12 protein-coding genes and 1 rRNA gene are annotated in these 14,025 nt (G+C 33.6%); 4 read left to right on the top strand and 9 right to left on the bottom strand.

All coding sequences use genetic code 11. The features are described from left to right. The 3 genes from AC1DY0_RS14545 to AC1DY0_RS14535 all read right to left on the bottom strand — a co-directional run. A 16S ribosomal RNA gene (locus tag AC1DY0_RS14545) occupies positions 1-425 on the bottom strand; the annotation flags it as partial. Positions 426-473: 48 nt separating this feature from the next. Further along, on the bottom strand, positions 474-686 hold the full coding sequence (locus tag AC1DY0_RS14540; RefSeq protein ID WP_477189308.1) for a hypothetical protein: 213 nt from the start codon (positions 684-686) through the stop codon (positions 474-476). Between the two features lie 550 nt (positions 687-1,236). Beyond that, on the bottom strand, positions 1,237-1,896 hold the full coding sequence (locus AC1DY0_RS14535; RefSeq protein WP_477189307.1) for a DUF4294 domain-containing protein: 660 nt from the start codon (positions 1,894-1,896) through the stop codon (positions 1,237-1,239). A gap of 83 nt (positions 1,897-1,979) precedes the next feature. Between AC1DY0_RS14535 and AC1DY0_RS14530 the strand changes: the two genes are divergently transcribed. The 4 genes from AC1DY0_RS14530 to AC1DY0_RS14515 all read left to right on the top strand — a co-directional run bounded on the left by AC1DY0_RS14530 (position 1,980) and on the right by AC1DY0_RS14515 (position 6,322). Next, complete coding sequence (locus AC1DY0_RS14530) at positions 1,980-3,068, top strand: M42 family metallopeptidase (protein ID WP_477189306.1); 1,089 nt, start codon at positions 1,980-1,982, stop codon at positions 3,066-3,068. A gap of 231 nt (positions 3,069-3,299) precedes the next feature. Further along, on the top strand, positions 3,300-4,652 hold the full coding sequence (locus AC1DY0_RS14525; protein WP_477189305.1) for a cytochrome ubiquinol oxidase subunit I: 1,353 nt from the start codon (positions 3,300-3,302) through the stop codon (positions 4,650-4,652). A gap of 10 nt (positions 4,653-4,662) precedes the next feature. After that, complete coding sequence (cydB, locus tag AC1DY0_RS14520) at positions 4,663-5,700, top strand: cytochrome d ubiquinol oxidase subunit II (protein ID WP_477189304.1); 1,038 nt, start codon at positions 4,663-4,665, stop codon at positions 5,698-5,700. Positions 5,701-5,725: 25 nt separating this feature from the next. Next, complete coding sequence (locus tag AC1DY0_RS14515; protein WP_477189303.1) at positions 5,726-6,322, top strand: DUF2238 domain-containing protein; 597 nt, start codon at positions 5,726-5,728, stop codon at positions 6,320-6,322. Between the two features lie 100 nt (positions 6,323-6,422). Here the strand turns inward: AC1DY0_RS14515 and AC1DY0_RS14510 are convergent, their stop codons facing one another. From AC1DY0_RS14510 to ilvB, 6 genes are all read right to left on the bottom strand, one after another. Next, positions 6,423-6,962, bottom strand: a complete 540-nt coding sequence (locus tag AC1DY0_RS14510; RefSeq protein WP_477189302.1) for a hypothetical protein — start codon at positions 6,960-6,962, stop codon at positions 6,423-6,425. An 81-nt stretch (positions 6,963-7,043) separates the two neighbouring features. After that, the gene (locus tag AC1DY0_RS14505; RefSeq protein WP_477189301.1) at positions 7,044-7,424 is read right to left on the bottom strand and encodes an ankyrin repeat domain-containing protein; all 381 of its coding nucleotides are present in this window, start codon (positions 7,422-7,424) and stop codon (positions 7,044-7,046) included. A 408-nt stretch (positions 7,425-7,832) separates the two neighbouring features. Beyond that, positions 7,833-9,743: an acetate--CoA ligase gene (gene acs / locus AC1DY0_RS14500; protein WP_477189300.1), complete on the bottom strand. Its 1,911-nt coding sequence runs from the start codon at positions 9,741-9,743 to the stop codon at positions 7,833-7,835. Between the two features lie 427 nt (positions 9,744-10,170). Next, on the bottom strand, positions 10,171-11,640 hold the full coding sequence (gene ilvC / locus AC1DY0_RS14495; protein ID WP_477189299.1) for a ketol-acid reductoisomerase: 1,470 nt from the start codon (positions 11,638-11,640) through the stop codon (positions 10,171-10,173). Positions 11,641-11,724: 84 nt separating this feature from the next. Then, entirely contained in the window at positions 11,725-12,246 is a 522-nt protein-coding gene (gene ilvN / locus AC1DY0_RS14490) for an acetolactate synthase small subunit (protein WP_477189298.1), read from the bottom strand. A gap of 52 nt (positions 12,247-12,298) precedes the next feature. Further along, positions 12,299-13,987, bottom strand: coding sequence for a biosynthetic-type acetolactate synthase large subunit (gene ilvB, locus AC1DY0_RS14485; protein ID WP_477189297.1), 1,689 nt, complete (start codon positions 13,985-13,987; stop codon positions 12,299-12,301). Positions 13,988-14,025 lie beyond the last annotated feature (38 nt).

Here is a 14,025-nt window from a genome sequence, read left to right as displayed (position 1 = left end):
TTACAATCCATAGGACCGTCATCCTGCACGCGGCATGGCTGGATCAGGCTTGCGCCCATTGTCCAATATTCCTCACTGCTGCCTCCCGTAGGAGTCTGGTCCGTGTCTCAGTACCAGTGTGGGGGATCTCCCTCTCAGGACCCCTACCCATCGTAGCCTTGGTAAGCCGTTACCTTACCAACTAGCTAATGGGACGCATGCTCATCTTTTACCGTTGTGACTTTAATAGTTCAACCATGCGGTTGTACTATACTATGAGGTATTAATCCAAATTTCTCTGGGCTATCCCTCTGTAAAAGGTAGATTGCATACGCGTTACGCACCCGTGCGCCGGTCTCTTGGTCCGAAAACCAATACCCCTCGACTTGCATGTGTTAAGCCTGCCGCTAGCGTTCATCCTGAGCCAGGATCAAACTCTTCATCGTATATTGTTTGCTTAAATAAATTTAAGCTGTTAATTTTTGACTGAAGGTCTAGTGGTCATTATTCAAATCTTCCGATTCTATTACTCTTATTTTATTTGTTCCGATTTGCATCGGAACGGCTGTCAATTCAATATGTCTAGGAACGTGTTCTTCTTGTTTCTTATGCGCTAGTCTTTCGATTAGCGGGTGCAAAAGTACAAAGCTTTTTCTTTTCTCACAAGCTTTTTTGAATATTTTTTGAAAATAAATTTTCAGTTTCAATTCGTTTGCTTGTCAGTATGTGAAAGAACTTGTGCGTTGTTGCGGGTGCAAAAGTAGCTAGTTTATTCGTTTAAACAATGGCTTTTTACATTTATTTTACTTTAATTTTACAATTAATTTTTAACGCATTGATATATTGAAATTTACAGATAACCTTTTTTATCGATTTCAAAATTTCAATAGGCCGTTTCTGATAATTTAATCGATCTTGTTCCTTTTTGGTTTGTTTTGGGGCTGGAATGGCTTGAATATAATGTGGGGAAAACGGATTTCCGCGGATCTTTCCTTTTTCAAACCTCGTCTCCTATATATAAGGAGTGGATTTCCTCCCGTAAATGGATCTCCTATATATAGTGTGAATCTTTCACTTCCTTTCTTATGAAAAACCCGGGCCCTAGCCCAGATGGAAACGGCATCCTGTTGTCCCGGGGTTCGGGACAACAGATATAGTGGACAGCTGGAAATAGCTACTTAATTAATATCAAACAAAAAAGAGAGACAATTATCTTGGCGATAATTACCTCTCTTCTATCTATTAACTTATTAAGCTTTATTTTTTAATCCAAGCTTCGTCTAGCTTTTCATAATCTATGGGCTTTGCTGCTTCTTGCTTTCTTAGTCTGCCAGATTCAAAGCCCCTGACTAATATGGTCTCTATTAAATAGTCCTCATTGACTTCAAAAGGCTTGTACTGCATTTTTAAATCAATATCAAACATACTGGCAGTTGTATTGGACACAAATGCTTTAAAACCGCTTTTGAGATTCCGAATTAATTCATATGTTGTCGTTCCTGTTTGCCTATCTATTAATTTGACTAGGATTTGCCCTTGTTTTTTGGAAAGTTTTTTCAAACGAGCTTCAAACTCATTACTCAAATAATCCTCAACTATTTTGAAATATCTCTTTTTATCTCTTTTATTCGTAAATTTCTCCATGCCTCTATTTAATGAAGTCAATCTTTCGGCAGCGATTCTGGCGTATGGATAGGTAGCATAAACTCTTTTTTGCAGTAATAAAAATTGCTTTTTATCATCGGCGCTCATTTTATGTGTCTCGATTACTAATTCAGGAAGTACAATAGTATCACCAAATATGCTATCTGCTTCTGTTAAGACATATCCCATTTGAGTATTGTCATTTTTGGTGTCTTGCGCATAACCTGACAGTGATACGAAAAAAGAAAAAACTAAGATTCTATAAAGCTTCATGAAGAAATATTTTTAACACAAAATTATACATTAAATATAGAACTATAAAGACAAATTTCTAATTTAGCGAAAAAATAATTTATATGAGTACTGAATCAATATTGAAAGCATCATCCATTACCTTTTTAGAAAAATATTTGAATAATGCCTCGCCAACTGGCTTTGAAAGTGAAGGTCAAAAAATATGGATGGATTATTTAAAACCATACGTAGACACTTTTATTACTGATACCTACGGAACTGCCGTAGGAGTTATTAATCCTGACGCTCCATACAAAGTTGTCATAGAAGGTCATGCTGACGAAATTGCCTGGTATGTGAATTATATAACCGATGATGGTTTAGTATATGTAATTCGCAATGGTGGCTCTGATCATCAAATTGCTCCATCGAAACGTGTTAATATCCATACTAAAAATGGAATCGTAAAAGGTGTTTTTGGGTGGCCAGCCATACATACTCGAAACAGAGACAAGGAAGAGAATCCGAAGATTAGCAATATTTTTATTGATTTGGGTTGTGAAACCAAAGAACAGGTAGAAAAATTGGGAGTTCATGTAGGTTGTGTAATTACATATCCTGATGAATTTATGATTATGAATGAAAATAAATTCGTTTGTCGTGCCATAGATAATCGCATGGGAGGTTTTATGATTGCTGAAGTTGCCCGTTTATTGCACGAGAACAACATCAAATTGCCTTTTGGCTTATATATCACTAATGCCGTTCAAGAGGAAGTTGGTTTAAGAGGTGCCGAAATGATTACGCAAACCATCAAACCAAATGTAGCTATTGTTACTGATGTTTGTCACGATTCCACTACTCCGATGATTGACAAAAAAATTGAAGGTGATACAAAAATAGGTAAAGGGCCTGTTGTTACTTATGCTCCTGCTGTTCAAAATAATTTGAGAGAATTAATTCTAGATACAGCCGTTGAGAAAAACATTCCATTTCAACGTTTGGCTTCTTCAAGAGTTACAGGTACAGATACCGATGCATTTGCGTACAGCAATGGTGGTGTAGCCTCGGCTTTAATTTCGCTTCCGTTGCGATACATGCACACTACGGTTGAAATGGTCCACCGTGAGGATGTAGAAAATGTAATCAAATTGATTTATGAAACATTACTCAAGATTGAGAATAACGAAACGTTCTCTTATTTTAAATAAAAACGAAAGCATCATTTTATAATGGTGCTTTTTTTATGAAAAAGATTTTCTTTTTAATTGAATAGCTTAAACTTAGTTCTTCATTATGAATCCATTCTAACTACATTTAAAAAAATATAAAAAAATTAGTCCAAAACGTTACAAAAGACAGCTGTCAAATTGATTTATTATACCACATTAGTCATGTTTCTGTCGTAAATTTACGCATACTTTTAAATAAAATATTTTCGCATGGATGTTGAAATACTAGCCCGAATACAATTTGCCTTCACAATTGCCTTTCATTATATCTATCCCCCACTAAGTATAGGTATTGGATTGATAATGGTAATCATGGAAGGACTTTACCTTAAAACAAGAAATAAAGATTACGAAATTTTGACTCGCTTTTGGATCAAAATATTTGCATTGACCTTTGGGATAGGTGTTGCCACCGGAATTATTATGGAATTTGAATTTGGAACCAATTGGGCTGTGTATTCACGTTATGTAGGTGATATTTTTGGAAGCGCATTAGCTGCCGAAGGACTATTCGCTTTTGGTTTAGAGAGTACTTTCCTCGGAGTATTGCTTTTTGGATGGAATCGCGTAAAACCTTGGGTTCATTTTGTATCTACATTAGGAGTTTTTTTAGGTTCAATGTTCTCTGCTGTTTGGATTGTAGTGGCTAATTCTTGGCAGCAAACTCCTGCTGGTTATCATATTATTGGAACGGGATTACACGCACGTGCCGAAGTAACAGATTTTTGGGCTATGGTTTTCAATCCCTCAAGTGTTGACAGAATAATACATACTTGGCAAGGTGCTATTTTAGCAGGAGCTTTTTTGGTTTTAAGTGTACATGCTTATTACATCCGAAAAGGACGTTATGTAGAAATATCAAAAAAAGCATTTAAAATTTCATTGGTAGTTGCAACCATTTTTTCACTTACTCAATTGATTTCAGGTCACAGTACGGCAGATGGAGTTGCCGTTAATCAACCTGCAAAACTGGCTACAATGGAAGGTCATTTTGAAAAAGACAAACCTGCCGATTTATATCTTCTGGGCTGGGTAGATAAAGAACATCAAAAAGTAACCGGAATTGGAATTCCTGACGGATTATCATTCTTGGTTCATCAGGATTTTAATGCCCCCATAAAAGGATTAAATAATTTTCCGGTTGAAGATAGACCTAGTCAAATAAATGCGGTTTTTCAATTTTACCACATTATGGTTGCCATAGGAATGGCATTAATCGGACTTACATTATACGCTAGTTTTTTATGGTGGAAAGGAAAGTTGTTTGAAACCAAATGGCTATTATGGATTTTCTCATTTGCTGTCATTTTACCGCAAATAGCCAATCAAGTCGGGTGGTTTACTGCCGAAATGGGAAGACAACCTTGGGTAGTTTATGGACAATTACGAACCAGCGATGCTTTTTCCCAAGAAGTCACCTCCAATCAAATTGTGTTTTCATTGGTTATGTTTACAGTGGTTTATTCTCTGTTGTTAGCCTTATTTTTGTATACGGTCAACAAAAAAATCAAACATGGCCCTTATGACGAGTCAAAAACCCCTGTAACGTTCAAATCCTTTTAATCTTTATATTATGGAAACTTTTTTAGGAATTGATTATCCTACTTTATGGTATTTAGTAATCGGGTTATTGTTTTCAGGCTATGCAATATTGGAAGGTTTTGATTTTGGAGCAGGCGCCTGGCATTTATTTTTCAGAAAAGATTTAAGTCGAAGAATTGCAATAAATGCAATTGCCCCAGTTTGGGATGCCAATCAAGTTTGGTTAATTATTGGTGGTGGAGCATTATTTGCAGGATTCCCTGTAATGTATGCAACAATGCTCTCAGCAATGTATGTCCCATTTATGCTTTTTTTAATGCTAAACGTACTTCGAGCTGCAGCCATTAAATTTAGAAGTGTCGAAGAAATGACATGGTGGAGAAAAAGTTGGGATGTTATTTACAGTGTTTCCAGCATATTAATTGCATTTTTGCTGGGCGTTGTTTTGGCTAATATTTTGCAAGGTTTTGCTTTAGGCCCAAATTTCAGTTATCAAGGTGGTGTGTTTTTCTCTTTTTTAAATCCATATGCCATAATGGTTGGTTTTACAACCCTTTCCATTTTTATGACACAAGGCGCTATTTATCTTTTATTAAAAACAGAAGGCCGATTACATGCTAGACTTACGTTCTTACTCCAAAAAGGAATGATATTTTTTATCATCAGCTTTGGAATTACAACACTTTACACTTTAGTTTTTATTCCTGAAGTTACTGCCAATTTTAGGGCTAATCCTGTTTATTTTATTGTTCCAGTTATCTCTTTTTTGGCTGTAGCCAATGTTCCCAGATTAGTTTCAAAAAAACAATATATGCTGGCATTGATATTTTCGTCATTAACAATGGCTTTTTTACTGATTCTTGTGGCGTTACAATTGTACCCTACCCTACTAATCTCTACGATTGACCCAAAATTTAGCGTGACAATTTACAATGCAGCTTCTTCTCAAAAATCATTAGGAATTATGCTGACTATTGTTGCCATTGGTGCTCCTTTATTGGCCGCTTATTTTTTCTTTTTGTACAGAACGTTCAATGGAAAAGTGAAGCTTGACGATACCAGCTACTAATTTAACCTATTTTTAAAATCAAAAAATGAAATACATTTACATATTACTAATTCTATTTTGTGCAACTTTACTTTGGTCAATTATAAATCCAAAAGAAGAGTTTACTTGTTTCCTAGAAATTATTCCAGCAATAATTGGATTACTGATCTTGACTTTGACTTTTAAAAAATTTCGATTCACCAATTTTACTTATACTTTAATTCTAATTCATTGTATTATTCTCTTCATTGGTGGACATTACACCTATGCCGAAGTTCCATTTTTTGATTATATCAAAGAGATTTTTCATCAAAGCCGAAATAATTATGACAAGGTTGGTCATTTTGCTCAAGGTTTTGTGCCTGCAATGATTATTCGAGAATTATTTATCCGAAAAAAGGTAATTGAGAACCAAAGCTTTTTCAACTTTATTATTGTTTCCATTTGCTTGGCAATTAGTGCTGCCTATGAATGGATTGAATGGTTAGTTTCTATCGCTACTGGAGATGGCGGAGATGCTTTTTTAGGAACACAAGGATATGTCTGGGATACACAATCGGATATGTTGTTTGCTACTATTGGAGCTATTGTCGCTTTAACATTATTTTCAAAAGCACAAGACAAGCAACTTATAAAAATGTAATTTTAATTATAGTTCATAAAAAAAGCATCATTATACTCTTCATAATGGTGCTTTTTTATAGTCTCTAAATAAGCTTTTGCTTATATCACCTAGTCTACATTTAATTCATTCCAATAAATTTTTTAGAATTTAATGTATTTATCAGCAAAGAATTGTTGTTTATTTTTTTAAAATTCAATGGTCTTGCTTCGTTACTTTCTGTACTTTCAATGATCATTTCAAGTTCTGCTATTTCATCTTCTAATGTTCTTTCACCATAAAGAGGACATGCTTCATTTGAAACTGTATTCTCAATAATTAGATCAGATTGAGTGATTACTTCTTTCATAGATTCTTCATAAGACATGAACTCCAAATCATCTGAACTTGTATTCTCTACGATTTTATCTCCTTCAGCAATGGTTTCTTTCAATGTTTTGCGATTATAAGCAATAACTGTTTCTGGGTTAAACATTTCTACATCTCCGCTTAATGAAGGTTTGGCTATTTTTACTCTCTCAGTTGATACTATTCCTTCATTTTCTTTAGATAAAACATCTTCTTTAAATGAATTAACTGGTCTGCCAACGGTATTTGTTGCATTACAAACATTAATTAATGACACTAATGCTATTCCTAAAATTAAAATTGAATTTTTCATGATTATTTTGATTTGATTGATTGGTAGATTGTTTTTTTTTAATGGGACACCATATTTGATGATGTCCCATTATAATAATTTTTAATTTTGTTTCAAAAGTTGAATAGCTTCATTTGCATTTGATAATTCAGCATATTTCAAAGCAGTATACCCATTTTCATCTTTTTCTTTAAGACGAGCTCCTTTTGAAAGTAAAAATTTAATTATTTCGGTTTTGTTATAACGAGCTGCAATCATTAATGGACTCAAGCCATTTGATTTCTCATTTACATCAGCACCATATTCAATAAACTTTTTTACAGACTCTATATCCCCTTTACTAATAGCAACACTCAAAGGTGTTATTGTTTCATTGAATTCGATTTTGTTTTTGATTTCAGAAAATGAATTTCCATTTGATGCTAAAGAAACATTTGCAAAAGCTACTAAAGCTACTCCTAAATAAACGATTGGTTTTTTCATAATAATTAATTTTTTGATTGATGATTGATTTTTGATTTATTAAACTTGATTCATATAATAATATCCTATACAAATATATGTCTTAAAAAAGGTATTGTGCATCACATAGTACTTAATTTTAACTTTATATTAACATTTAAAGCGTTTTTATTGGGAAAAATAAACCCTGTACTATTTAACTTAAGTATCATAAAAATCTATTTTATAACAAACTGATATTCAATAGACTTTGTTTTCATCATAATGTTACTTCAATTAATAAAAATTTAACATTAGTCCAAAATATAAAGCTTTCAGCATTATTCTTTTATGTAAAATTGAAGTAATATGAATCAAAAAAAACTGAAGCAAAAAAAAACTGCTTCAAATATTGAAGCAGCTTTTATAGAAGTTATAGGCTAAATAGCATTATACTATTTTCCCTTTTACAATTTCATCAACAATTTCTGGATTTAATAATGTTGTAATATCACCGAAATTAGAATAATCTCCTTCGGCTATTTTACGCAAAATACGTCGCATAATTTTTCCTGATCTAGTTTTTGGTAAACCGTTTACAAATTGAATTTTGTCAAGCTTAGCAATTGGTCCAATGTGATCAGACACATGTTGATTAATCTCTTTAATCAAATTGTCTCTATCTCTATACTCTCCAGATTCTTTCAATATTACATAACCATACAATGCATTTCCTTTAATATCATGTGGGAAGCCAACAATTGCAGACTCAGCAACAGCTGGGTGTTCATTAATAGCATCTTCAATAGGTGCTGTTCCTAAATTATGTCCAGAAACAATCACTACATCATCCACACGTCCAGTGATTCTGTAATAACCTACTTCATCACGTAAAGCACCATCTCCAGTAAAATATTTACCTGGAAAAGTAGAGAAATAAGTGTCTTTATATCTTTGATGATCTCCCCAAATAGTTCTTGCAATACCTGGCCATGGAAATTTGATACACAAACTACCATCCACTTGATTACCTTCAATTTCATTGCGCTTCTCATCCATCAAAACTGGCTGAATACCAGGTAATGGCAATGTAGCATATGTTGGTTTTGTAGGTGTAGTAAATGCCAATGGTGCAATCATAATACCACCAGTTTCAGTTTGCCACCAAGTATCTACAACAGGGCAACGCTTCCCTCCTACGTGGTCATTAAACCAGTGCCAAGCTTCCTCATTAATAGGTTCTCCAACAGAACCAATAACTTTCAGTGATTTTAAAGGGAATTTTTGAACATAAGATAAATTCTCTTTGGCCAAAGCACGAATGGCTGTTGGTGCAGTATAGAACTGGGTAACTTTATGTTTTTCGATTGTTTCCCAAAAACGACTAAAATCAGGATAAGAAGGAATTCCTTCAAAAATTACTGTAGTTGCTCCATTCAATAATGGACCGTACAATATATAAGAGTGACCAGTAATCCAACCGATATCGGCAGTACACCAAAAAATATCATTCTCTTCGTAGTTGAATACATTCTTAAATGTATAGGCTGTATAAACCATGTAACCAGCCGTAGTATGAACCATTCCTTTTGGTTTTCCTGTAGATCCTGATGTATATAATATAAACAAAGGGTCTTCAGCATCCATAATTTCGGCAACACTATTATTCATTGCGTTGTCAAGAAGTGGAGCCAACCATTGGTCACGACCAGCTTTCATTTTGATTTCGGCATTAGTTCTTTTAGCCACTAAAACTGAAGTTACAGTTGGACAATTTTCTAAAGCATCATCAATAATCCCTTTTAAATCAATAGTTTTATTTCCACGGTAACCTCCATCAGAAGTAATTACCATTTTACATTCACTGTCATTTATCCTTGAAGCCACAGCAGATGCAGAAAAACCAGCAAAAATAACAGAATGTATCGCTCCAATTCTGGCGCAAGCCAAAACTGCTATCGCCAATTCAGGTATCATTGGTAAATAAATACAAACACGGTCTCCTTTGGTAATGCCTTGTTCTCTTAAAACATTGGCCATTTTGGAAACACGCTCATATAATTCGTTATAACTTATATGTAATGCTTCTTCAGAAGGGTCGTTAGGTTCAAAAATAATAGCTGTTTTTTCACCTTTTTTCGCCAAATGTCTATCGATACAGTTTTTTGTAATATTGACTTTTGCGTCAACGAACCATTTTACTTCGGCATCAGCCATATTAAAATCGACAACTTTATCCCAGTATTGATACCAAGTGAAGTTCTCTTCAGCAATTTTTCCCCAGAATTTTCGAGGTTCACGTATTGATTTATTATAATGTTTAAAGTATTGTTCTAAACTGTCAATTTTAAAATAACTCATCTTTTTTAATTTTTTTATAAAAGTATTAAATCTGTTCGGTTTTCAAAACTATTAATTTGCAAAATGTTTCAAAAACATAATAAAAAACGGCACTTCTTCAAAATTTTATGAATTTTTCATAACGTTTTAGTTTTATCTACATATTTAAAGCAAGAAAAGGACATAATAGAAAACTAAAATGCCCTTTTATTAACAATATTTAACAACAATTATATTCTTTCTTTTTAATCAAAAGAATCTCTTTATAAAAACAAACTAGGGATTACTTCACTTAACTTACAACTCGTTTGAAGTTAAGTGAATGTAAAAGCATAAAATATCATCAACTGTCCAATAAGTGCTTACTAATTCAAAATATTTAAACCTATTTGATATTATGCAAATCCCAGCACACCCTCATGTGTGGTAATCCTAATCTTTATTTTATTTATCCAATTTTTTTCATTGCAGTCATAGATTCTCTCAACCAAGCTCCAACTTCTTCAATTGGATGTTGACGAATACTTTTATTAACCGCGATAAGTACTGCATTATCTACACCATTTGTAGTAGAAAAAGGTTTCCCAATAATATTGGTTTCAACAGTTTTCATGAATTCAGTCAATAACGGTTTGCAAGCGTGATCGAATAAATAACATCCGTACTCAGCAGTATCCGAAATAACACGATTCATTTCAAACAATTTTTTTCTTGCAATTGTGTTAGCAATCAAAGGCAATTCGTGTAATGACTCATAGTAAGCTGACTCTTCAATAATTCCAGCTTCAGTCATTGTTTCAAAAGCCAATTCAACACCAGCTTTTACCATTGCAATCATTAAAACTCCATTATCAAAATATTCCTGCTCAGCGATTGGAGCTTCTTGTGGAGCAGTTTTTTCGAAGTTAGTTTCTCCTGTTGCAGCTCTCCATTTTAATAAATTCACATCATCATTAGCCCAATCAATCATCATAGTTCTTGAGAATTCTCCAGAAATAATATCATCTTGGTGTTTTTGGAATAATGGACGCATGATGTCTTTTAATTCGTCAGCCAATTCATAAGCTTCGATTTTTGCAGGGTTTGAAAGACGATCCATCATATTTGTGATACCACCATGTTTCAAAGCTTCTGTGATAGTTTCCCATCCGTATTGAATCAATTTTGAAGCATAAGCTGAATCGATTCCTTTTTCAACCATTTTGTCAAAACACAAAATAGAACCAGTTTGCAATAATCCACAAAGAATAGTTTGCTCACCCATTAAATCTGATTTTACTTCGGCTACAAACGAAGATCTTAAAACTCCCGCTTTGTGACCTCCAGTTGCAACTGCATATGCTTTTGCTTGATCTAACCCTTCTCCATTTGGGTCATTTTCTGGGTGAACTGCAATAAGAGTTGGCACACCAAAACCTCTTTTGTATTCTTCACGTACTTCAGATCCTGGACATTTAGGAGCACACATAATAACAGTTAAGTCTTTACGAATTTGCATTCCTTCTTCAACGATATTAAATCCATGAGAATAAGCTAAAGTAGCTCCTTGTTTCATCAATGGCATGATTGCTGTAACTACAGCAGTGTGTTGTTTATCTGGTGTAAGGTTACATACTAAGTCAGCAGTTGGAATTAATTCATCATAAGTTCCCACTTTGAATCCATTATCAGAAGCATTTTTAAAAGAAGCTCTTTTTTCAGCTATAGCGTCAGCACGTAATGCATAAGAAATATCTAAACCTGAATCTCTCATGTTTAAACCTTGATTTAAACCTTGAGCTCCACAACCTACAATGACTACTTTTTTTCCTGCTAATGCTTCTATTCCATTTGCAAATTCTGATTGATCCATGAATTCGCAAACTCCTAATTGTTCTAATTGTAATCTAAGTGGTAATGAATTGAAATAATTTGCCATTTTTTTTAATATTTAATGAATGTAAAATTTAATAATTGAAAATTGTAATCTGTAAAAATTGTTTATCGCTATTACAGATTGGGTTTATTTTAATGCTTCTAATAATGTTGATATTTCCATTTTTTCTTTCGAAATTGATATTCTACCAGAACGAACGAACTGCATAATTCCGAAAGGTTTTAACTTTGCATATAATTCTTCAATTTCTGATCGTTTACCCGATTTTGAAATCACAAAAAACTCTCTAGATACTGTAACTATTTCAGATTTACTGTCTTTTATGATATTCTGAATTTGTCTTTCGTCAAAAAGTAAGCTAGATTCTATTTTGAAGATTGCACTTTCCAAAAAGATAGTCTCCTCATCGATGTGATAAAATGCTTTGATAACTTCAATTTGTTTTTCTATTTGACCTACAATGTTTTGCACCCATTTTTCCGTGGTATTTACAACAATTACAAATCTTGAAACATTTTCAATTTCAGATTCGGAAACATTTAGACTCAATATATTGATGTGGCGTTTCAAGAATATACCCGATATTCTATTTAGTAAACCAACATTATTTTCTGAATAAACAGAAATGGTGAACATTTTATTTTCCATACTATTTTATGTTTAATTGGTTAACCGTTTAAACGACTAACTCAATAACGATTTAATTTAATCTTATATCAGAAACTGAAGCTCCTGTTGGGATCATCGGAAATACGTTATTTTCTTTTTCAACCATTACTTCCAAGAAATAAGAATCTTTTGAAGCCATCATTTCGGCAACGGCAGCATCTAAATCTTCTCGTTTGGTTACTTTTTTTGATTTGATATAATATCCCTCGGCAATTGCAATAAAGTTTGGGTTTATCATTTTGGTAGAAGCATATCTATTATCAAAAAATAGTTCTTGCCATTGACGCACCATTCCTAAAAATTCATTGTTCAATACCACAATTTTAACGGGAACCTTAGTTTGAAAAATAGTACCCAGCTCTTGAATTGTCATTTGAAAACCACCGTCACCAATAATTGCGACAACTTCTCTTTCTGGCATTCCCATTTTTGCACCAATAGCTGCTGGTAAAGCAAATCCCATCGTTCCTAAACCTCCTGATGTAATATTACTTTTAGATTTATTGAATTTAGAATAACGACAAGTAAACATTTGGTGTTGTCCCACATCCGAAACCATAATAGCATCACCATTAGAATGTTTATTGATCATTTCTATAGTTTCACCCATAGAAATACCATGATTCTTAGATGGGTTTAACTCTTCATTGATAACTGATTCCAGTTCTATTTTATATTTTTCTTTGAACTCATTATGCCATGCTTCATGCGAATTACTTTCAACAAGAGGAATCAAAGCGTTCAATGCTTCTTTCACATCTGCCAATACTGCTACTGTTGTTTTTACGTTTTTATCCACTTCAGCAGGATCAATTTCAAAGTGAATTACTTTTGCTTGTTTAGCATAAGTTGCCAGATTTCCTGTCACACGGTCATCAAAGCGCATTCCCAATGCAATCAATACATCGCATTCATTAGTTAAAATATTTGGACCGTAATTCCCATGCATCCCTAACATACCAACATTCAAAGGGTGGTCTGTTGGCAAAGCTGAAAGACCCAAAATTGTCCAAGCTGCAGGAATACCAGTTTTTTCGATCAAAGCTTTTAACTGTTCTTCGGCTTCACTTAAGATAATTCCTTGACCAAAAATGATATATGGTTTTTTGGCATTGTTTATTAAATCGGCAGCTTCTTTAACTTTTTCAAGATTTAAAGTAGGTCTTGGTGTATAGCTTCTAATACTAGTACATTTTTCATAACTAAAATCCAGTTCGTCAAATTGAGCATTTTTTGTAATGTCTATCAATACTGGCCCTGGACGGCCTGATCTTGCTATAAAGAATGCTTTCGCAATAATTTCCGGAATTTCATGTGCTTCGGTAATTTGATAATTCCATTTAGTTACTGGAGTAGATATTCCAATGATATCAGTCTCCTGAAAAGCATCCGATCCCAATAAATGTTTACCAACTTGCCCTGTGATACATACCATTGGGGTAGAATCTATTTGAGCATCGGCTATTCCTGTAACTAAATTAGTTGCTCCTGGTCCAGAAGTAGCAATTGCAACTCCAACTTTTCCTGTAGCTCTTGCAAACCCTTGTGCAGCATGCGTTGCACCTTGTTCATGACGTACCAAAACGTGATGCAATTGATCTTGAAATTTATATAATTCGTCATATACAGGCATTATCGCTCCTCCAGGATAACCATAAACTAGGTCAACTCCTTCGGCTAATAAGCATCTTATAACGGCTTCTGCTCCTGATATTTTCATTTTATTTATATTTTTTACCTATAAATCTTTATAATTTT

Source organism: Flavobacterium sp. P1_E4, assembly GCF_056405915.1.
Note: the sequence above shows the minus strand (reverse complement) of the source record. Positions and strands in the feature narration are given on the sequence as shown.